This is a genomic window from Amycolatopsis sp. NPDC058986 (genome assembly GCF_042741125.1).
Taxonomy (GTDB): Bacteria; Actinomycetota; Actinomycetes; order Mycobacteriales; family Pseudonocardiaceae; genus Amycolatopsis.
Map to the genome: position 1 here is coordinate 143276 of NZ_JBHYJW010000001.1, position 18953 is coordinate 162228.

The 18953-nt window shown below is 70.0% G+C and carries 22 protein-coding genes and 1 riboswitch; of the genes, 12 read left to right on the forward strand and 10 right to left on the reverse strand.

Translation table 11 applies throughout. From position 1 onward, the window contains the following. Positions 1–87: 87 nt before the first annotated feature. From ACFW0G_RS00670 to ACFW0G_RS00685, 4 genes are all read left to right on the forward strand, one after another. Complete coding sequence (locus ACFW0G_RS00670) at positions 88–987, forward strand: Ku protein (RefSeq protein ID WP_378322470.1); 900 nt, start codon at positions 88–90, stop codon at positions 985–987. A 252-nt stretch (positions 988–1239) separates the two neighbouring features. Further along, complete coding sequence (locus ACFW0G_RS00675; RefSeq protein ID WP_378322471.1) at positions 1240–1452, forward strand: hypothetical protein; 213 nt, start codon at positions 1240–1242, stop codon at positions 1450–1452. Between the two features lie 312 nt (positions 1453–1764). Further along, on the forward strand, positions 1765–2106 hold the full coding sequence (locus ACFW0G_RS00680) for an ArsR/SmtB family transcription factor (RefSeq protein WP_378322472.1): 342 nt from the start codon (positions 1765–1767) through the stop codon (positions 2104–2106). Positions 2107–2159: 53 nt separating this feature from the next. After that, on the forward strand, positions 2160–2762 hold the full coding sequence (locus tag ACFW0G_RS00685) for a cation transporter (RefSeq protein ID WP_378322473.1): 603 nt from the start codon (positions 2160–2162) through the stop codon (positions 2760–2762). Positions 2763–2817: 55 nt separating this feature from the next. Here ACFW0G_RS00685 and ACFW0G_RS00690 read toward each other — a convergent pair whose 3' ends face one another. The 5 genes from ACFW0G_RS00690 to ACFW0G_RS00710 all read right to left on the reverse strand — a co-directional run bounded on the left by ACFW0G_RS00690 (position 2818) and on the right by ACFW0G_RS00710 (position 7236). Further along, positions 2818–2973, reverse strand: coding sequence for a hypothetical protein (locus ACFW0G_RS00690; RefSeq protein WP_378322475.1), 156 nt, complete (start codon positions 2971–2973; stop codon positions 2818–2820). A 134-nt stretch (positions 2974–3107) separates the two neighbouring features. Next, entirely contained in the window at positions 3108–4568 is a 1461-nt protein-coding gene (gene ahcY, locus ACFW0G_RS00695; RefSeq protein WP_378322476.1) for an adenosylhomocysteinase, read from the reverse strand. 125 nt (positions 4569–4693) lie between these two features. Next, positions 4694–4771: riboswitch (S-adenosyl-L-homocysteine riboswitch) on the reverse strand. A gap of 31 nt (positions 4772–4802) precedes the next feature. Next, the gene (locus tag ACFW0G_RS00700; RefSeq protein WP_378322477.1) at positions 4803–5552 is read right to left on the reverse strand and encodes a BPL-N domain-containing protein; all 750 of its coding nucleotides are present in this window, start codon (positions 5550–5552) and stop codon (positions 4803–4805) included. 70 nt (positions 5553–5622) lie between these two features. Then, positions 5623–6285: a hypothetical protein gene (locus ACFW0G_RS00705; RefSeq protein WP_378322478.1), complete on the reverse strand. Its 663-nt coding sequence runs from the start codon at positions 6283–6285 to the stop codon at positions 5623–5625. 54 nt (positions 6286–6339) lie between these two features. Beyond that, positions 6340–7236 (reverse strand): diiron oxygenase, encoded by an 897-nt coding sequence (locus tag ACFW0G_RS00710; protein WP_378322479.1) that lies wholly within the window; start codon positions 7234–7236, stop codon positions 6340–6342. A gap of 85 nt (positions 7237–7321) precedes the next feature. Here ACFW0G_RS00710 and ACFW0G_RS00715 point away from each other — a divergent pair, with 85 nt between their 5' ends. Continuing rightward, entirely contained in the window at positions 7322–8026 is a 705-nt protein-coding gene (locus tag ACFW0G_RS00715) for a TetR/AcrR family transcriptional regulator (RefSeq protein WP_378322480.1), read from the forward strand. Here ACFW0G_RS00715 and ACFW0G_RS00720 read toward each other — a convergent pair. Beyond that, positions 7993–8670, reverse strand: coding sequence for a TetR/AcrR family transcriptional regulator C-terminal domain-containing protein (locus ACFW0G_RS00720; RefSeq protein ID WP_378322481.1), 678 nt, complete (start codon positions 8668–8670; stop codon positions 7993–7995). The genes ACFW0G_RS00715 and ACFW0G_RS00720 overlap by 34 nt on opposite strands. A 67-nt stretch (positions 8671–8737) precedes the next feature. Here ACFW0G_RS00720 and ACFW0G_RS00725 point away from each other — a divergent pair, with 67 nt between their 5' ends. Both ACFW0G_RS00725 and ACFW0G_RS00730 read left to right on the forward strand, forming a co-directional pair. Continuing rightward, positions 8738–9712: a PDR/VanB family oxidoreductase gene (locus tag ACFW0G_RS00725; protein ID WP_378322482.1), complete on the forward strand. Its 975-nt coding sequence runs from the start codon at positions 8738–8740 to the stop codon at positions 9710–9712. A gap of 30 nt (positions 9713–9742) precedes the next feature. Continuing rightward, positions 9743–10441 (forward strand): MSMEG_1061 family FMN-dependent PPOX-type flavoprotein, encoded by a 699-nt coding sequence (locus tag ACFW0G_RS00730; protein WP_378322483.1) that lies wholly within the window; start codon positions 9743–9745, stop codon positions 10439–10441. Positions 10442–10445: 4 nt separating this feature from the next. Here ACFW0G_RS00730 and ACFW0G_RS00735 read toward each other — a convergent pair whose 3' ends face one another. After that, positions 10446–11486, reverse strand: a complete 1041-nt coding sequence (locus ACFW0G_RS00735) for a DNA polymerase IV (protein WP_378322485.1) — start codon at positions 11484–11486, stop codon at positions 10446–10448. 49 nt (positions 11487–11535) lie between these two features. Beyond that, complete coding sequence (locus tag ACFW0G_RS00740; RefSeq protein ID WP_378322486.1) at positions 11536–11796, reverse strand: DUF3040 domain-containing protein; 261 nt, start codon at positions 11794–11796, stop codon at positions 11536–11538. Between the two features lie 282 nt (positions 11797–12078). Here ACFW0G_RS00740 and ACFW0G_RS00745 point away from each other — a divergent pair, with 282 nt between their 5' ends. Both ACFW0G_RS00745 and ACFW0G_RS00750 read left to right on the forward strand, forming a co-directional pair. Further along, positions 12079–13197 (forward strand): FAD-dependent oxidoreductase, encoded by a 1119-nt coding sequence (locus ACFW0G_RS00745; RefSeq protein ID WP_378322487.1) that lies wholly within the window; start codon positions 12079–12081, stop codon positions 13195–13197. A gap of 136 nt (positions 13198–13333) precedes the next feature. Beyond that, complete coding sequence (locus ACFW0G_RS00750; protein WP_378322489.1) at positions 13334–14398, forward strand: cobalamin-independent methionine synthase II family protein; 1065 nt, start codon at positions 13334–13336, stop codon at positions 14396–14398. 18 nt (positions 14399–14416) lie between these two features. On the opposite strand, the gene ACFW0G_RS00755 is transcribed toward ACFW0G_RS00750, so the two are convergent. Further along, positions 14417–15046, reverse strand: a complete 630-nt coding sequence (locus ACFW0G_RS00755; RefSeq protein ID WP_378322490.1) for a LysE family translocator — start codon at positions 15044–15046, stop codon at positions 14417–14419. 53 nt (positions 15047–15099) lie between these two features. Here ACFW0G_RS00755 and ribA point away from each other — a divergent pair, with 53 nt between their 5' ends. Further along, complete coding sequence (ribA, locus tag ACFW0G_RS00760) at positions 15100–15732, forward strand: GTP cyclohydrolase II (RefSeq protein WP_378322491.1); 633 nt, start codon at positions 15100–15102, stop codon at positions 15730–15732. Position 15733: 1 nt separating this feature from the next. Here ribA and ACFW0G_RS00765 read toward each other — a convergent pair whose 3' ends face one another. Beyond that, positions 15734–16264, reverse strand: coding sequence for a MarR family winged helix-turn-helix transcriptional regulator (locus tag ACFW0G_RS00765; protein WP_378322493.1), 531 nt, complete (start codon positions 16262–16264; stop codon positions 15734–15736). Between the two features lie 100 nt (positions 16265–16364). Here ACFW0G_RS00765 and ACFW0G_RS00770 point away from each other — a divergent pair, with 100 nt between their 5' ends. Both ACFW0G_RS00770 and ACFW0G_RS00775 read left to right on the forward strand, forming a co-directional pair. Continuing rightward, a complete protein-coding gene (locus tag ACFW0G_RS00770) occupies positions 16365–17327 on the forward strand; it encodes an MBL fold metallo-hydrolase (protein WP_378322495.1) in 963 nt (320 codons plus the stop codon). 13 nt (positions 17328–17340) lie between these two features. Next, on the forward strand, positions 17341–18915 hold the full coding sequence (locus ACFW0G_RS00775; protein ID WP_378322496.1) for an FAD-dependent monooxygenase: 1575 nt from the start codon (positions 17341–17343) through the stop codon (positions 18913–18915). Positions 18916–18953: the final 38 nt, after the last annotated feature.

Consider the following 18953-nt stretch of genomic DNA (forward strand, 5'->3'; position numbering starts at 1 on the left):
CCTGGCCGGACTGTCGCGGGTGGGCGTTTCGGGTTACGGTTGTTACGTAGCGTGAGTACGGGTTCTGCGATCGGCGGAGGTGCGGGCATGCGGGCGATGTGGAAGGGCTCGGTGTCGTTCGGGCTGGTCAGCATCCCGATCCAGCTGTACGCGGCCACCGAGAACAAGAACGTCTCCCTGCGGCAGGTGCACGAGGCCGACGGCGGGCGGATTCAGTACAAGCGGTTCTGCACGGTCGACGGGCAGGAAGTGCCCTACGCCGAGATCGCCAAGGGCTACGAGCTGCCCGACGGAGAGATGGTGGTGCTGACCGACGCCGACATGGCCGACCTGCCGCTGCCCACCCAGCGCATGATCGACGTCCTGGAGTTCGTGCCGATGGAGTCCATCGACCCGATCCAGTTCGACAAGACCTATTACCTGGAACCGCAGAAGAACGCCGTGAAGCCGTACGTCGTGCTGCGGGACGCGCTGCAGAAGGCGAGCCACGTGGCGATCGCGAAGGTCGCCGTCCGGCAGCGGGAGAGCCTGGCCGTGCTCCGCGTGCACGACGACGTCCTGGTGATGACCACGATGCTGTGGCCCGACGAGGTCCGTACCCCGGACTTCCCGTTCCTGCACGAGGATCTCCCGCAGGTGCGCGCGCAGGAGATCACCATGGCGGGTTCGCTGATCGACTCGCTGTCGGAACCGGTCTTCGAGGCGGAGAAGTACTCGGACAGCTATCGCGAAGCGCTCGAATCGATGATCGAGGCGAAGGTCGCGGGGAACGAGACCGCGAAACCCGGCCCGGTCGCGGCGAAGGCCGACGTGGTCGATCTGATGTCGGCGTTGCAGGCGAGCGTCAACGCGGCGAAGAAGTCCCGCAAACCCGCCCCCGCGCGGAAACCCGCGGTGCGCAAGGCGTCCGGAAAGTCCGAAGCGGACCCGAAAACCGCGAAAAAGCCCGCCACACCGCGCGCACGGCGTTCGCCGAAGAGCGCCTGACACCGTCGAGTCGTCCGTCCGGATACGCGAGTCGTCCGTCTGCGTACGCGTGTCGGCGCACCGTGGGTCCGAAGTGGACTCCGGGCGGGGCCGAGGCGGTGACCAGGCTGTTCACCGGGAGTACCGGACCGGTGACGGCGACACGCCGCGCGTATGCCAGACTCTGGCCTCCCCGGGTGGTACCAAGAAGCAGTCGGGTCGAATCGAGCAAGATCGCGGAAGCCCGCAGGACACGGAAGGCGGAACAGCATCATGGACTGTGCGTCCTGTACCGCCGGTATCGACCACTGTCACGGCACACTGGTCGTGCATCCGGACGGCGGATTCGCCGAATGCACGGACGACGGCTGCACCGATGACGATCGCGTGCGGCACGCCCTGATCATCGACTGCCACACCCTCGACGCGGCCTGTGACTGCGTCGTCGAGCAGCACGCGGAAATCGTGCTGTCCCAAGCTTCCTGAGCCTCCCGTCATCGAGGGGCGCCTCCCGCGTGGAGGCGCCCCTCGATGCTGTCCTGGCCGGATTCCGGGCGGGGCGGACGATTTCGGCGTCCCGGACAGCTGCCCGCCGGGCGGGGCCCGCCGGTGTCCCTTGTGGTCCGTCGAGACCGAATTCCTTACCCGATCGTGTAGGTCCGCGTGTACACCGCCTCGACGATGTGCTACCACTAACGGGGTCCTTCGGCTCTCCCTCCCCCTCGGAGCCGGAGGGCCCTTTATTTTCCCGGGGCCTGATCGGTTCGATAGGTCAGTCAGTGCTGTACTGTTCAGTGTGTGGTGACCTGTGAGACTCGAGAGGCCGCGCTGACCCGCGTCGGCCGCGCACTGGCCGATCCGACGCGGTGCCGCATCCTGACGGCGTTGCTGGACGGGCCCCGCTATCCCGGCAGGCTCGCCGCCGAGCTGGAGCTGAGCCGGTCGAACGTCTCGAACCACCTGTCCTGCCTGCGGGGCTGCGGGCTCGTGGTGGCGAGTTACGAGGGCCGTTCGGTGCGATACGAACTCGCCGACGCGCATCTCGCCCGCGCGCTGCGCGAACTCGTCCAGGTCGTGCTCGCCGTCGAACCCGCCGACGACTGCGCGGACGAGGACCGGGCCGTGGGGAGTGAAGCGTGATTCCCGCGCCTGCCGGAGGCTGCCCGGACGGTTGCTGCGCGGGGGAGTCCCGCGTGCTCGCCGCGGATCGCCGGGCGGTGCTGGTCCGCCGCATCCGGCTGCTCGTGGCGGCGACGATCGGCTACAACCTCGTCGAGGCGTTGGTCGCGCTGATCGCCGGATCGCGGGCGTCTTCGGCCGCGCTGATCGGCTTCGGGCTCGATTCGGTCGTCGAGGTCGCGTCTGCCGCCGCGGTCGCGTGGCAGTTCTCCGGACGGGACCCGGAAGCGCGGGAACGCTTGGCGCTCAAGGTGATCGCGCTGTCCTTCTTCGGGCTCGCCTGCTATGTCACCGTGGACGCGGTCCGGGCGTTCGCGGGGGCGGGGGAAGCCCGGCCGTCGGTCACCGGGATCGTGCTGGCCGCCGTCTCACTCGCGGTGATGCCGCTGCTTTCGGCCGCGCAACGCCGTGCGGGCCGCGAACTCGGTTCGGCGAGCGCGGTCGCCGATTCCCGGCAGACGCTGCTCTGCACCGGCCTTTCCGGTGTGTTGCTGGCCGGTCTGCTGCTGAACGGGCTGTTCGGCTGGTGGTGGGCGGATCCGGTGGTCGCGCTGGCGATCGCCGCCGTCGCGGTCAGGGAGGGCAGGACCGCCTGGCGCGGCGAACACTGCTGCTGACCCGACGCCGAGCGCGACAGGCGCTCGACGCCGGGCAGTGTGCGCCGGTCGCGGGTCAGTACCAGTGCGCGCGGCCGCCGATCTGCCGCCCGGTCGCGCCGAGCACGGCGAGTGCGGCACCGGCCACCGCGAGGATGATACCGATCGTCCAGAGCACCTGGATGCCGGTCACGAATCCCACGACCAGCAGGATGACACCGAGGATGATCACGTCGTCACGCTCCTTCTCCTCACTGCCCGTCCGGAAAGGAGTCCCGGACGGGCGTGTGGAAGGAGGGTTTCCGCCGCACCGCAGGGGAAACGCGCCGTTCGGAGCAGCCGGCGCGGCGTTCGGCGCAATCTCGCTCAGTACCGGTAGTGCTCCAGTTTGTAAGGGCCTTCGACGTCGACGCCGATGTAGTCGGCCTGTTCCTTGGTGAGCTTGGTCAGCTTCACGCCGAGCGCGTCGAGGTGCAGCCGCGCGACCTTCTCGTCGAGCTGCTTCGGCAGCCGGTGCACCTCGGTGCTGTACTGACCCGGCTTGCTGAACAGCTCGATCTGCGCGATCGCCTGGTTGGTGAAGGAGTTCGACATCACGAACGACGGGTGCCCGGTGGCGTTGCCGAGGTTCATCAGCCTGCCCTCGGACAGCACGATGATCGCGTGCCCGTCGGCGAACCGCCATTCGTGCACCTGCGGCTTGATCTCGGTCTTGGTGATGCCCGGGATCTTCGCCAGCCCCGCCATGTCGATCTCGTTGTCGAAGTGGCCGACGTTGGCGACGATCGCGTTGTGCTTCATCCGGGCCAGCTGGCCTGCCATGATGATGTTGAAGTTGCCGGTGGTGGTGATGAAGATGTCACCGCGTTCGAGGACGTCGTCCAGCTCGACGACGTCGAGGCCGTCCATGGACGCCTGGAGCGCGCAGATCGGGTCGATCTCGGTGACGGCGACGCGCGCGCCCTGGCCGCGCAACGCCTCCACCGCGCCCTTGCCGACATCGCCGTAGCCGCACACGACCACCTGCTTGCCGCCGATCATCACGTCGGTGGCGCGGTTGAGCCCGTCGACGAGTGAGTGCCGGATCCCGTACTTGTTGTCGAACTTGGACTTCGTGACCGAGTCGTTGACGTTCATCGCGGGGAAGAGGAGCTCGCCGTCGCGCGCCAGCTTGTAGAGCCGCTTGACGCCGTTGGTGGTTTCCTCGGTGACACCGCGGATGTCGGCGGCCATGCGGGTGAACCGCTGCCCGTCGGCGGCCAGGCTTTCGGCCAGCGTGCGCAGGATGATCCGGTACTCCTCGGGTTCGTCGTCGGCGGGTTGGGGCACGGCGCCCGCCGCCTCGAACTCGACTCCCTTGTGGACCAGCAGCGTCGCGTCACCGCCGTCGTCGAGGATCATGTTCGGCGTCTTCCCGCCGGGGAACCGGAAAAGCTGGTCGGTGCACCACCAGTACTCGTCGAGCGTCTCACCCTTCCACGCGAACACGGAAGTCCCTTGTGGACGGTCCGGGGTGCCGTCGCGCCCGACGACGACGGCCGCGGCGGCCTCGTCCTGGGTCGAGAAGATGTTGCAGGAAACCCACCGGACCTCGGCGCCGAGCGCCACCAGTGTCTCGATCAGCACCGCGGTCTGCACCGTCATGTGCAGCGAACCCGCGACACGGGCGCCCTTGAGCGGCTGCGCGGCGGCGTACTCCTCGCGGATGGCCATCAGGCCGGGCATCTCGTGCTCCGCGAGCCGCAGCTGGATCCGGCCCGCCTCGGCCAGCGCCAGATCCGCGACGGCGAAGTCCATTCCGTTGATCTCCCGCAGTTTTTCGCTCATTTCTCGCTCTCTTCTCGGCTGGACAAGGGCAGGAGGAATCAGGGCATTTCCGTGCAGGACGGAAACACCCACTCAGGGGCGGGTCAGTGCTTTTCTTGTCTCGAATGCACGAAGGCGCCTCCTGAGTTCAGGAGGCGCCCTTGGAGTCGTCATCGCGGGCCGAGCGTGGCGGAAAGAATTCCGTCGCAGCGCCTCTCGGCCCGGAAACCAGAGTGGCAAAGCCGCCGGGGAGTGTCAAGCCAGCGTCGTCTCGACCAGATCGCGGCCGAGATCGCTCTCGCCGCTGCCGGGCATCGCGAGCTTCGCCGAGCGGTACCAGGTCGCGTCCGCCTCCGGATGGGGCCCGACCACGCCGACCCGGCCCTTCCCGTGAGCGACGACCACCGCGGCCGGGGTTCCGGTGTCGTAGGTGGCGAGCACGTTCGCGCTCGCGCCAGGGCGCAGCTTGAACTCCGGGCCGTCCTGGAAGTACACCGTCCGGTTCTGGCCGCGCCAGGACACGGTCACCACCGTGTCCTGGGTGGTGCGCACGCTGGCCTTGCGGGAGGCGATGTACTGGTCGGTGTCGCCGGGCAGCAGGTTGAACCCCGGAGTGGCCCCGGCGAGGTAGCCGCCGAGGCAGAAGCCCACGTAGCGGCCGCCGTCGGCGACCCAGCCGCGGATGTCGTCGGCGTAGCGGCGCATCTTCCGCCAGCCGTCGTCCAGGCTGCCCCCGCCGGGCTGGGCGTAGAGGACGGCCTTGTCGAGCGAGGCCCGGGTGAGTGATGTCGCTTCGCCCGGCCCGCAGTACTCGACTCGCAACGGCGTGGTGGTGCCCCGCAGCAACGTCGCGACGGCCTCGGCGCAGCCGTCGCAGGCGGCCGGGCCGCGGTAGACGAGCGCGAGCGGCCGGTCGTCGGACGTGAAGGTGGCGACTCCGGCCCAGCCGAGCCCGCCGGCGGCCACGACGGCGCCGGCACCGATGAGCAGAGTCCGTCTTCGCACGGCCACCTCCACAGGGGACAGTGCGTCAAGGCTAGCCGCGCGGTGGTGAGTCCGTGGTGTGTCGTGACACTCAGGACAGCTTCGGCCACGCCTGCCCGATCAGAGCCGCGACCGCGCCCGCGTCGTGGCGCAGTTTGCCGCTGGACCCGACCACGATCTGCACAGTGAGCCCGCCGCCGCTGCGCTGGCAGCTCATCACGCCTTTGGCGTCCTCCGCGGGTTTCTCACCCGCCCGCGTCGGCTGGTTGTAAATGACGCACACGACGTCGCCGACGCGTTCGAGATCCTGCTGAGGCGCGGCGAGGCCCAGCCGCGCCGCGTCGACGTAGGGCACGAACGGCTCCGGCGAATCGGCCCGGACCGCTTGCAGCAGCACGATTTCTTCGAGTTCGGCGTCGGCGTAGCGCTGGGACACCGCGCCTGCGCCGTGATAGGCGGACGACAGCCGTTCGGCGTTCTTGACCTCATCCGCGTTCTCACCGTCGACCAGGCTCTTGGTCTTGTCGCCGCCGCGCTTGGCCAGCGCGTCCTGATAACGGGACAGGCCGCCGATCGTGTCCGGCGCCTTGAGCGTCATGCCGGAGACGCCCGGGCCGGACAGCCCGATCACGAGCCAGGGAACACCGACCAGGAGCGCGCCGACGACGACACCGGCAAGCGCGACGAGAACTGTGCGGTTGGCTCTGGGGGCAGGGGAAGCGGCGGGCGCGCTGGGGAGGGCAGGTGCGGTCACCCGGGCAGCGTCGCGGATCTCGTCCGGTGCGGTAAGGGCAGTAATGCCGTCAGCTCACAGGAGAAACGCCCCGCGCCAGATCCGTTCGGACCGCCCGCCGATGAGCCCCGCGTCCCGCAGGAACGGCACGATCTTCTCGGCCATCCACCGGCGGGTCTCACGGAAGTGCGGGTTGGCCAGCGCGGCGGCCCGTCCTTCCCGGGGATCGATTCCGACGCTGCGATAAACGCGCGGGTCGACGAGGGTGTCGACGACGCCGTAGGAGACCAGGGCGGTGCGGGCCCGATGCCAGCGCAGGCCCGCGGGGGACAGCCGCGGCACCGTCCGCAGTACCTCCTCCTTCGCGAACCGGACGTGGCGGGCCTCTTCCACCACGTGGATCCGGTTCACCGCGCGGATCAGCGGCTGGATGCCGTCATCGTCCATCATGGACCGTTGCAGCCGGTCGGTGGTCTCCTCGGCCACCAGCACCGCCGCGAACATCGACGGCCCGGCGGCGGTGGCGGCGAAGACCTTGCCCAGCCTGCGCACGATCTCGGGGACGCCGTAGCGGGGCACGCCGAGCCGTTCGGCCGTCCGCGCGAACATCACCGAGTGCCGGGTCTCGTCCCCGATCTCGGTGAGCGCGTACTGCGCGTGCTCGGTGCGGGCGTCGAGGTTGTAGACGTAGCGGGCGAGCAGCTGCATCAGCACGATCTCGAACCACAACCCGACGCTCATGATGCTGGCGATCTCGTGTTTGGACAGTTCTATGCGCTGGTCCGGCGTCAGCCGGTCCCAAAGCGGCGTGCCATACAGCGAAACCCGTTCCAGCGGCATGAACGCCTTACCGTCGACGAGCGGGGCGTCCCAGTCGATGTCGACGTACGGGTCGTACGAGTTCTTCGCCGAGCTCTTCAGCAGGCGTGTGGCGGTGACATCCCGATCCTGGGGCTGGATCTCGACAGCCATGGCGATCTCCAAGTAGGGGGTACGCGACGTACTAGGTACCTGCGCAGCGTACACCCGCTCCCGGACGGTTGAGTAGGCTTGCCCCATGGCAGTGCCCGCCGCGAACACCAGGAAGCCCGCCGCGCACAAGGTCGACGGACGGGCGGCACGCTGGGCGGGGCAACAGGAGCGGCGGCGGGCGGAGTTCGTCGAGGCGGCGCTCGAGGCGATCGCCGAACACGGCCCCGGCGTGTCGACGGAGCAGATCGCCGAACGCGCGGGTGTCGCCCGCACGCGGCTGTACCGGCATTTCGCCGACGCGTCCGACCTCCAGCGCGCCATCGCCCAGCGGGCGGCCGAGCTGGTGACCGCCGAACTGGCCCCGTTGTGGCGCCCGCAGGGCTCGCCGCGGGAGATGATCGCGGCCGCCATCGGCACCCATCTGCGCTGGCTCACCGAGCACGCCCAGCTGCACCGCTACCTGCTGCGGACGGTACGCAGCAGCGGGGAAACCGGGGCGCTGCCCGACATCCGCTCCGCGATCGCGCTGCACCTGAGCAAGCTGTTCGCCGGCTACCTCGCGGCGTTCGGGCTCGACACCGCCCCGGCGGACACGGTGGCCTTCGGCCTGGTCGGGTACGTCGAATCGGCCACCACGCGCTGGCTCGACCATCCGGGTGAGCTGACCAAGGCCGAGCTGTCCGAGCAGTTGTCCGGCACGATCTGGGCGATGCTCGACCACACGCTGCGCTCCCGCGGCGTCGAACTCGACCCGGATCAGCCGCTGCCGCTGCCCGACGGTATGGACTGAGCGCCGCCGCCGAGTTCCGCGCGCAAGCCTGTCACCAGGACGCGCAGCCCGAACTCGAAGCGCCCGTCGAAGTCGAGGAACCGGCCGATCGTCGCGATCGAGAGACGGGGGTAGGCCGTGGGGTCCAGCGCCGCGGTGAACGTCTCGGCCTCGGTACCGCTCGCGCCCTGCTGTTCGAGCGTCTCGCCGAGGACGTAGCTGAAGATCGTGGTGAGCGTCCACAGCGCGGTTTCCTCGGGGAAGCCCGCGGCGTCGAGCATCGCCAGTGTCCGATCGCCGAGGGTCATCGTGTGCTGCTTCGTGACGTAGCTGCCACCGACGATACGGGCCCCGTCGCGCTGTGCCAGCAACGATTCCCGCATCTCCCGCGCGAAGACGGTGACGTTCTCCGCCCAGTCCGCGCCGTCGAAGCGGACCCGCTCGGACACTCCGGCCGTGATCGTCTCGGCCATCTCGTCGAGCAGGGCCTGCTTGTTTTCGAACAGCCGGTAGAGCGTCGGGAGCTGTACGCCGAGGCTCGTGGCGAGCTTGCGCATCGTCAGCGACTCCAGCCCGCCGGAGCCGACCAGGGCGAGCGCGGCGCGCGCCACGGTTTCCGCCCGTACCTTGCTCCGGGGCTGTGTCCCAGCGACTCTCGTTGACATGTTAACGATGATATCACTACATTGGATTTCGAGAGCGATAACGTTGTTAACACCAATTGGAGCGGTCATGACGAGTGTGGCTCCGGTGCGGGCGCGTACCGAAAAGGCCGATCTTCCGATGGTGGTGCGGCAGCTGCGCTGGGAGGCCGCCGGGGTGGTCTCGGTCGAGCTGTCCGCCGCCGACGGGCGCGAGCTGCCGCCGTGGCGTCCCGGCGCGCACCTCGAACTGGTGCTGCCCACCGGGATTTCCCGGCAGTACTCGCTGTGCGGGTGGCCGGAGGACAGGTCCTGCTATCGCATCGGCGTGCTGCGCGAGCGGAACAGCCGCGGCGGCTCGGAGTACGTGCACGCGTTCCTCCGCCCGGGACAGCCGGTGCGCGTGCGCGGTCCGCTGGACAATTTCGGCTTCCGTCCCGCCGGGGCCTATCTGTTCATCGCGGGCGGGATCGGGATCACGCCGATCCTCCCGATGGTGCGTGACGCCGAAAGCAGGGGAGTGCCGTGGCAGCTCGTGTACGGCGGCCGGGCCGCGGATTCGATGGCGTTCCTCGACGAACTGCGGCCGTACGGGGATCGGGTGCGGCTCTACCCCGCGGACCGCGGTGGCCGGATTCCGCTGGACGAGTGGCTCGAACAGCCGCCGCCCGGCACGGACGTCTACGTGTGCGGTCCGGAACGCCTGCTGACCGCGGTCGAGGAGGGCGCCGCGCACTGGGGTCCCGGTGCCGTGCACGCGGAGCGGTTCAAGGCCCGTCCCAAACCCGCGCGGCCGAACACCGAGATCGAGGTGGTGTGCGCCCGGTCGGAGCGGACGGTGACCGTGCCCGCCGACCGGAGCGTCCTCGGGGTGCTCGAAGAGGAAGGGCTGCCGATCACCGGGTCCTGCCGCGAAGGCATCTGCGGCACCTGCGAAACCCGGGTGCTGGACGGCGACCCCGACCACCGCGACGACATCCTCTCCGGCGACGACCGCGTCTCCGGCGACGTGATGTACCCGTGTGTGTCGCGGGCGCTCGGCCCGCGGCTGGTCCTCGACGTCTGACGAAAATCCCGCAGTGACAAGGAGAATCCCATGAGCGTCGACATCGGCAGCGCCCGCGGCGCCGTTCCCGTCCACACGGCGGCCGACGACTACCGGCCCATCGACATGGCCAGGGTCCGGGAGATCATCGGTCACCCGACGCCGTTCATCGCTGAGAAGAAGGAACCCCGCATCGGCGAGTTCGCCGCCCGGTTCATCGCGCACAGCACGTTCTTCGTCCTGGCCAGCTCCGACGAGAACGGGAACCTCGACACCAGCCCGAAAGGTGATCCGCCGGGGGCGGTGCGGGTGCTGGACCCGTGGACGCTGGCCATTCCGGACCGGCCCGGCAACAAGTCCGCGGACACGTTCGAGAACCTGGCCCGCAACCCGGGTGTCGGCATGGTGTTCCTGGTGCCGGGCCTGCGGGAAACCTTGCGTGTCAACGGGGACGCGTTCGTCACCGACGACCCCGGGCTGCTGGAACGGCTCGGCGCCGACGGGAAACCCGCCGTGCTGGCGACGATCGTGCGCGTGCGCGAGGTGTTCGGCCAGTGCGGCAAAGCGGTGATCCGCGCGAAGCTGTGGGAGGGTGACGAGCGCGGGCTCGCCGACGCCGTGACGGTGGGCGGGAGCTTCAGCTCCCTGCACGTCGCGGAGAACGCCGGGAAGATGGACCGCGTCCTCGGCAAACAGGCTGGTGAGCTGGGCGGGCGCCTCGAACACGCCTACCGGACCGAGCTGTACTGAGCGGCTAGTCGGCCACAACGGGGAATTCGGCGCGGACGCCGAGCAGCCGCACCGGTTTGGTGAGCTCGAACATCGCCAGCACCGTCCGGGCCGCGCGGGCGATTTCGGCGGCGTCGGCGGTCGGCTCGGGCAGGGTGACGCTGTGCGTGTGCGTCAGGAACGGAGCGAAGCGCACCTTCACCGCGACCCGCGCGGCCGGTCTGCCCTCTTCGGACACGTCCTCGGCGACGCGCTGGGCCAGTGTGGCCACCTCGGCCGCCACGGCGCCGGGGTCGGTCAGGTTCTGCTGGAAGGTGGTTTCACGGCTGCGGGACTTGGCCACCCACGGAGTCGCGGTGACCTCGGCGTCGCCGATCCCGCCGGCGAGCAGCCGGTACCACGGGCCGAGCCGGGGGCCGAACCGCGCGGCGAGGTCGTCGGGGGAGGCCCCGGCGAGATCGAGCACCGTGTGCAGACCGGCCTCGGCGAGCTTCTTCGCGGTCTTGCGGCCGATGCCCCAGAGCGCGTCGGTCGGGCGGCCGGCCATCACGTCCCACCAGTTCTCCTGGGTAAGCCGGAAAATCCCCGCCGGTTTGCCGAATCCGGTGGCGAGTTTCGCACGCAGCTTGTTGTCCCCGATCCCGACCGAAGAGGACAGACCGGTCCGTTCGGCGACGGCGTGGCGGACGTCGGCCGCGAGTGTCTCGGGGTCGTCGGTGACCGCGCCGAGGAACGCCTCGTCCCAGCCGAGCACCTCCACCACCACCACCGGGAATTCGCGCAGCACGGCCATCACCCGCTCGGACGCCTCCTCGTACGCGGGGGCGTCAGTGGGCAGGAAAACGGCGTCGGGGCAGCGTTTCGCCGCGGTCCGCAGGGGCATCCCGGACTGGATCCCGAACTCCCGCGCCTCGTACGACGCGGTCGCCACGACCGCTCGCTCGGTCACGTCGCCGGTGCCGCCGACGACCACCGGGCGGCCGCGCAATTCGGGATGACGCGCGATCTCGACCGCGGCGATGAACTGGTCGAGGTCGAAGTGCAGGACCCAGTCGGTGGCGGACACGCGGTCCAGTGTGCGGGAGCGCCGGCCCCCGGCGCATCCGGAGCCCGGGTCAGCGGCGGCGGCGCGCGGCGTAGGCCCAGATCGCACCGCCCGCGGCCGGGACGGCGTACAGGACGAGCGGGACCGTGGAGGTCAGCACGCCCACGACCGGCAGTACGAGTGCCGCCGCGCCGAGCGCGATCGCCAGGGCCGTCAGCCAGCGCGACGACGAGGGCTTCGCCGACCGCAGCATCTCGGCGAGCTCCGGATCGGTCGTCTCGAACCAGTGCTCGATCTTGTCCAGCTCGTGGCGGTCGTGACGGCTGAGCATCGCGTAGCCTCCTTCGGCGCCGGACCCGGCAGTCACCTGGGGAATACCCACCCGCGACGCGAAATAACCGTATAACGTCCTATTCACCCCGTCGGTCCACAATGGACACTTTCGGGGTGTCCGGGGGCGGTCGCCCGGAGTCTGGGTCACTATCGCCTTGACGCGCGCCCCAGCCTCCCGTAGAACTTAGATCGTCAACACGAACTAAGTTCGTCAATCCGGTTTCCCGGCCTCGCCCAGCTCCCTGAGCCGTGTTCGAGAGACCAGTTCGGGAGGTATGTGATGCGAGTTTCCGTCGTCGGAGCCGGTCTGGGCGGCCTGTGCCTGGCGCAAGGGCTGCGTGGCGCCGGGATCGAGGCCGACGTCTACGAGCGCGACCCGGCGATCACCGCGCGGTTCCAGGGCTACCGGCTCGTGCTGAACCCGGTGGGATTCGAGGCGCTGCGGAGCTGTCTGCCGCCGCGCTGGCACCCTCTGCTCGACGAGGTCGTCAGTGACGCCTACGTCGAGCGGCTGGCCCTGGATCCGCAGCTGAACAAGATCGGCGAGCTCGGCCCCGCCAGGAGCGGGATCGTGGTCGACCGCCATGTGCTCCGCTGCCTGCTGCTCACCGGTCTCACGGTCCACACCGGAGCCGCGCTGACCGGCTACGACGTACTGGACGACGGCAGGGTCGAGGCCCGGTTCGCGCACGGTGGCGCGGCCACCGCCGACCTGCTCGTCGGGGCGGACGGGGTCAACTCCGCGGTTCGCTCGGTGTTGTCGCCGCGGACCACGCCGTCCGGCACCGGTGTCCGGTTCGTCATCGGCCGCACGCCGCTGTCCGAGCGCTTCGCCGGAGTTTCGCGGGCTTACGGCGGGAAGATCGCCGGGGACGGGGTGAGCCTGCTGCTCGGCGCGATGCGTTTCCGTACTCCGCCGAAGGAGGCGGCCGAGAAGCTGGCTCCCGAGGTGACCCTCCCCGACATCCGCGACTACGTGCGCTGGGCGATGATCCTGCCGCCGACCGGCTCGCTCAGTGACCTGACCCCGCAGGAAGCCGTGTTGTCCAGGATGGACGGCTGGCATCCGGAGCTGCGGACGTTGATCGAGGAGGCCGATCCGGACAACAGCACCCTGCTGTCCATCCGGGTGGTCGAGCCCGGCGAGCGCTGGGCGCCCGGCCCCGTCACGCTGCTCGGTGACGCCATCCACGCCACTTCCCCGACCGGCGGCAACGGCGCCAACACCGCACTGCGTGACGCCGACCTGCTGCGTCGCTGCCTGGTCGAAGCCGCCGAGGGACGCCAGGATCTCCTTGGCGCGGTCGGCGACTACGAGCGGCAGATGTTCGAGTACGGCGCCGAGGCCGTGCGCCACAGTCTCGAGGCGATGCCCGCCTACGTCCCGAAACCGGCGTGACGGATGGCCGGTTGAGCGCTCGAATTCGTCCGGATGGGCGGTAACGCGGGCGGGAATCCGGGAAAACCCTTTCCGCACGGTAATTTGTGCGGGACTGGTGACCGGCTGTGATCAGGCGACATCCTCTGGAGGACCCTTGACCATTCCCACCGAACCTATCGGCAGCATCCCGCGGCCCGCCTACCTCGTGTCCGGGCTCGGTGACTTCGCCGCAGGCCGGATCGACGCGAACGCGCTGGCGGAACTGGAAGCCAAGGCACTGGCCGAAACGATCGGCCGTCTCGAGGAGACCGGTTCCCCGGTGCTCACCGACGGCGAGCAGGGTAAGCCGAGCTTCGCGACCTATCCGCTGGCGGGCTCGGACTCGCTGGCGCCGGACGGCGTCGTCATCCCGTTCGCCGACGGGCACACCCGCCAGCTGCCGAAGCTGACGGCCGGTCCCTTCCGGTACCAGACGTACGCGGACGAATACCTTGTGCGGGCGAAGAAACTGACCGACAAGCCGGTGAAGCAGGCGGTGATCGCGGCGTCGGCGATCGGGCTGATCTACCCGCAGGACGGGATCGACGGGTACAGCAACGAACAGTTCGTGGCCGATCTGGTGGACGAGGCGGCGGCCGACATCCGGCGCAGCCTCGACGCCGGCGCGGACAGCGTCCAGCTCGACTTCACCGAGGGACGTCTTTCGCTCAAACTGGACCCCTCGGGCGGGCTGCTGCAGTTGTTCGTCGACCTGAACAACCGGGTGCTCGAACGGTTCACCGAGCAGGAGCGGCAGCGGATCGGCGTGCACACCTGCCCCGGCGGGGACCAGGATTCGGCGCACAGCCTCGACGTCGACTACTCGGGTCTGCTGCCGACGTTGTTCCGGCTGAACGTCGGCCGGGTCTACGTCCAGCTCGCCAGCGAAAGCGACCCGGAGAAGGCGTTGCGGATCATCGCCGAGCACCTGCGGCCGGACCAACGGGTCTTCGTCGGCGTCATCGATCCGATCGACCCGCGGGTCGAGACGGCCGAGGAGGTCCGCGACCGGGTGCTCGCCGCGGCGCGGCACATCCCGGTGGACCGGCTCGGCACCTGCGACGACTGTGGGTTCTCGCCGTTCGCCGATGACGTTTCGACGTCGCGGGACACGGCGTTCGCGAAGATCGCGGCCAGGGTCGAAGGCACCCGCCTGGCCGCCGAAACCCTGGGCGTCTGACCTGGCTCGCTCGTCGCGCTAGGTGCTCTGGGCGGCCACCCGGACGCCGAGCGCGACGAGCAGCGAGCCCATCACGGCGTCCAGCGCGCGCCGGACCTTGGCCCTGGTGAGGAACCGCCGCAGCAGGCCGACCACGACCGCGAGCGTCATGAACCACACCACGGTCGAGGCGAGGGCGAGGACGGCGAGTTCGAGGACCTGCGCCGTCGACGCCGACCGCGGGAGGAACTGGGGGACCAGCGCCAGGAAGTAGACTGCGACCTTCGGGTTGAGCAGGTTGGTGAGCAGGCCCTGGCGGAACCCCGCCCACGCGGTGAGCTGCTTCGGGCCGTCCTGGCGAAGCTCCTGGTACTCGCCGCGGCGGACGGCGAGCCATGCCTTGACGCCCAGGAAGATCAGGTAGGCCGCGCCGATCAGCTTCACCACGGTGAACGCCACCGCCGAGGCGGCCAGCACCGCGGCGACGCCGAACGCGATCGCCACCACCCAGGCGAAGACCCCGCACGCGATCCCGATTCCGGCGGCGATGCCCGCGCGGCGCCCGCCGACGAGCGAACTCCGCGTCACGACCACGAAATCCGGGCCGGGGAGCATGGCACCGAGCAGGACGACGAGCGCGAACGAGAACGCGGTGGCGGCGGAGACCATGTGCGGACCCTACTTGTCCGCCGCATCTTCGAGCAAAGCTGTAGGGTTCGATCATGAGTGCTGACAGCGCCGACACCGTCGCGGAGATCCGGACCCGGGTGCGGATTCCGGTGCGCTTCGACGGTTTCGAGGTCGAAGGCGAAGCCGTCACGTTCCGCGGTCTCGTCGACGGCGCGGAGCATCTGGCGTTCGCGTTCGGCACTCCTGGTGACAGCGTCCCCCTGGTGCGAATCCATTCCGAGTGCCTGACCGGCGACGTCTTCGGGTCGGCGCGGTGCGACTGCGGCCCGCAGCTGCGCGAAGCGGTCGCGCGGATCTCCGAGACCGGCGGCTATCTGCTCTACCTCCGGCAGGAGGGGCGGGGCATCGGCCTCTACAACAAGCTCGACGCGTACGCGCTGCAGGACCAGGGGCTCGACACCTACGCGGCGAACACCGCGCTCGGGCTGCCCGAGGACGCCCGCGACTACACCGCCGCCGCGCAGATGCTGCGCGCGCTCGGCGTCACGCGAGTGGATCTCCTGTCGAACAACCCCGACAAGGCCGGGCAGCTGCGGGCCGCCGGGATCGCGTTGCGCGAATGTGTGCCGACCGGGGTGTTCGCGACCGAGAGCAATGTCCGCTACCTGCGGGCGAAGGCGGAACAGACCGGCCACAGTCTTACGCTGCCCGGCCTGGCCAGCTGAATCACGACCGTCGTTTCGCCGCCGCGGCCGCGGGGCCGGTGGTCAGTTTCTCCAGCAGTCCGATGAGGACGGTCTGCTCCTGTTCGGTCAGCGACGAGGCCCAGGCCCGCTCGCGCGCGTTGTGGTCCTGGTACGCGCCGACGACGGCATCGTGCCCCGCGTCGGTGAGACTCAGCTGCACCGCGCGGCGGTCGTGCTCGGCCGGGGTCCGCGAGACCAGCCCGTCCCGCTCCAGCGTGTTGACCAGCGCGGACACCGCGGCCCGGCTCATCCCGGAGAGCCGGGCGACGTGCCGGGCCTCCAGCGGCCCGGCCAGCCACAGCACGAACAGCACCCGGAACCCCGCCCAGCTCCAGCCGCGCGGGCGGTGCACGGTCGACTCCCAGTCGTAGACGAGCGCGCTGGCCAGCCGGTGCAGCGTGAGCCCGAGACGCATCGCGGCAGGGTCGATCGCGGGCAGCTCACTGTGGGTCTTCTCGATCGCGTAGTCGACGAACGAGAGGTAGTCGAGCTCGGCCGGTTCCTCGCGCATTCGCACAGGCTAAGCCAAAGGGCTTCACACCGGCGGGGAGGCGGGCTAGCCTGACACCGAGAATGGTCAAACCTTTGACTAGTACGAGGGAGTGCTCGTCATGACCAAGAAGGCCTTCGCCTCCTCGGCGGACCTCGACGAGAAGCAGCAGACTCTCGAGGTGCTCGCCGACGGCGTGTACGCGCTCACGGCCGAGGGAGACCCCAATATCGGGGCGATCGAGGGCGAGGACTTCCTCGTCTGCTTCGAGGCGCTCGCGACGCCGGTCGCCGCGGCCGAGTGGCTCGCGAAACTGCGCGAGCACACCGACAAACCCGTGCGCTATCTGGTTCTTTCGCATTATCACGCGGTCCGGGTGCTCGGCGCGTCCGCGTTCGACGCCGAGGTGATCGTCGCGCACGAGAACACCCGCGCACTGGTCGCCGAGCGCGGCAAGGAGGACTGGGAGAGCGAGTTCGGCCGGATGCCGCGGCTGGCGAAGGGCGCGGATTCGGTGCCAGGGCTCACCTGGCCGACGCTGACGTTCTCCGACCGGCTCACCATCGACCTCGGCAGCGACAGGGGCGACCTGGTGCTCCAGTACTGCGGGCGCGGGCACACCGAGGGCGACATCGTCGCCTGGCTGCCCCGGCAGAAGATCCTCTACGCCGGGGACCTCGTCGAGGCCGAGGCCGCGCTGTACACCGGCGACGCCTTCCACCGCGACTGGTCTTCGTCCACTTTGGACACGGTGGCCGCGTTCGGCGCCGACGTGCTCATCGGCGGCAGGGGCGGGGTGAGCCGGGGCCGGGACGCGGTGGACGCGGCGATCGCGCAGACGCGGCACTTCCTGACCGTCATGATCCGTGAAGTCGGCGCGGTCCAGGAGCGCGGCGGGACGTTGAAGGAGGCCTTCGAACGCACCCACGCGGCGCTCGTGGACGGCTACGGGCACTGGCCGATTTTCGAGCACTGCCTGCCGTTCGACGTCTCGCGGCTGTGGGACGAGCTCTCCGGGATCGAGCGGCCCGTGGTGTGGACGGCCGAGCGGGACCGGGAGGTCTGGGACCAGTTGCAGGACTAGGACCGTGGACACCGTGACCGCGCGTGTGGCGGTGCTGGGCAACGGGCCGGTCGGGCAGACGACGGCGCTGCTGCTGGCCGGGTGGGGGATTCCGGTGGTGCTGCTGGACCGGCGGCCCGCTCGCGATCTCGTCGGTTCGAAGGCGATCTGCCAGCAGCGGGACGTCCTCGACATCTGGGCGGCGGTGGGCGCGGGCGAGGCCGTCGCGGCGGAGGGCGTCACCTGGACCACGGCACGGACGTTCTACCGCGATCGTGAGTTGTTCTCCTACCGGTTGCCCAGTCCCGACACGCGGCTCCCGCCGTTCGTCAACCTGTCCCAGTCCCGTACCGAGGAAATCCTGGACGAGCGGATCGCGGCGCAGCCGCTCATCGACGTGCGGTGGGGCCATCGGGTCGCCGGCATCGAGCAGTCGGCGGACGGCGTGGGGATCCGGTGCGAGACCACCGGCGGCCCGAGCCGGATCGAGGCGGACTACGCCGTCGCGTGCGCCGGCGCCCGGGGCGACGACGTCCGGCGGATGCTCGGCGTCGGCTTCGGCGGGCAGTCCTTCGACGATCTGTTCCTGATCTGCGACATCCGCGCCGACCTCGAAGGCTGGGCGACCGAACGGCGGTTCTACTTCGACCCGCCGTGGAACCCGGGGCGGCAGGTGCTCATCCATCCGTGCCCAGGCGGGCACTTCCGCATCGACTGGCAGGTGCCCGGCGACTACGACCTCGCCGCCGAGGAAAGCGACGGCAGGCTCGACGCGCGAGTGCGCGCGATCATCGGCGACCAGCCCTACGAGATCGCCTGGAAATCGGTGTACCGCTTCCATTCCCGGGTCGCCGACCGGCTGCGCGCGGGCCGCGTCCTGCTGGCGGGGGACTGCGCGCACCTCATGGCGCCCTTCGGCGCGCGCGGGCTCAACTCCGGAGTCGCGGACGCGGAGAACGCGGCGTGGAAACTCGCCTACGTCCTGCGGGGCTGGGCGGGGCCGGGGCTGCTGGAGAGCTACCACGACGAACGGCACGCGGCGGCGCTGGAGAACCTCGCGGTCACCAGCGCGACGATGGACTTCCTCGTGCCGCGCACGCCGGAGCACCGGGCCCGCCGCCTCGACGTGCTGGACCGGGCCACGCGCGATCCGGCCCTGCACGCCGAGGTCGACTCCGGACGGCTCGCCGAACCGTTCTGGTACACCGGATCCCCGCTGACCACACCGGATCCGGCGCGGCCCTTCGTCGATCGTCCACCGCGCGGGACGCTTCCCGCCGCGGGCCCCGGCGTGCTCGTCCCGGACGTCGTGCTGCCCGGCGGCGAGCGGCTGCGTGCTCTGGCGAGGGCCGGGTTCCTGCTGCTCACGGCTCTCGGCGCGGACACCGCCGAGCTGCGTTCGGCGGTCGCGGCGAGCACCTCGTCGCCGGTCCGGATGTGCTCGCTCGACCCGGGGACGACGGCCGCGCTCGGCGCGCGTCCCGGCGAGACCTGGGTGGTCCGCCCGGACGCGCACGTCGCCGCTGTCGCCGTCACCCCCGGGGAACTCGCCGCCGCGCTCCGCCGCGCCCACGGCTATCCGTCCACTTCGGACACTCCATTCCGCTGAACGGCGGATGTATAACGGCCTATACCGCTGGTCGATGG

Bases quoted from the DNA above. Each gene is read 5' to 3' on its own strand.
- ACFW0G_RS00670 (WP_378322470.1), top strand. From the start codon at position 88: ATGCGGGCGATGTGGAAGGGCTCGGTGTCGTTCGGGCTGGTCAGCATC.
- ACFW0G_RS00675 (WP_378322471.1), top strand. From the start codon at position 1,240: ATGGACTGTGCGTCCTGTACCGCCGGTATCGACCACTGTCACGGCACA.
- ahcY (WP_378322476.1), bottom strand. From the start codon at position 4,568: ATGAGCGAAAAACTGCGGGAGATCAACGGAATGGACTTCGCCGTCGCG.
- ACFW0G_RS00710 (WP_378322479.1), bottom strand. From the start codon at position 7,236: ATGGCTGTCGAGATCCAGCCCCAGGATCGGGATGTCACCGCCACACGC.
- ACFW0G_RS00715 (WP_378322480.1), top strand. From the start codon at position 7,322: ATGGCAGTGCCCGCCGCGAACACCAGGAAGCCCGCCGCGCACAAGGTC.
- ACFW0G_RS00720 (WP_378322481.1), bottom strand. From the start codon at position 8,670: ATGTCAACGAGAGTCGCTGGGACACAGCCCCGGAGCAAGGTACGGGCG.
- ACFW0G_RS00725 (WP_378322482.1), top strand. From the start codon at position 8,738: ATGACGAGTGTGGCTCCGGTGCGGGCGCGTACCGAAAAGGCCGATCTT.
- ACFW0G_RS00730 (WP_378322483.1), top strand. From the start codon at position 9,743: ATGAGCGTCGACATCGGCAGCGCCCGCGGCGCCGTTCCCGTCCACACG.
- ACFW0G_RS00740 (WP_378322486.1), bottom strand. From the start codon at position 11,796: ATGCTCAGCCGTCACGACCGCCACGAGCTGGACAAGATCGAGCACTGG.
- ACFW0G_RS00745 (WP_378322487.1), top strand. From the start codon at position 12,079: ATGCGAGTTTCCGTCGTCGGAGCCGGTCTGGGCGGCCTGTGCCTGGCG.
- ACFW0G_RS00755 (WP_378322490.1), bottom strand. From the start codon at position 15,046: ATGGTCTCCGCCGCCACCGCGTTCTCGTTCGCGCTCGTCGTCCTGCTC.
- ribA (WP_378322491.1), top strand. From the start codon at position 15,100: ATGAGTGCTGACAGCGCCGACACCGTCGCGGAGATCCGGACCCGGGTG.
- ACFW0G_RS00765 (WP_378322493.1), bottom strand. From the start codon at position 16,264: ATGCGCGAGGAACCGGCCGAGCTCGACTACCTCTCGTTCGTCGACTAC.
- ACFW0G_RS00770 (WP_378322495.1), top strand. From the start codon at position 16,365: ATGACCAAGAAGGCCTTCGCCTCCTCGGCGGACCTCGACGAGAAGCAG.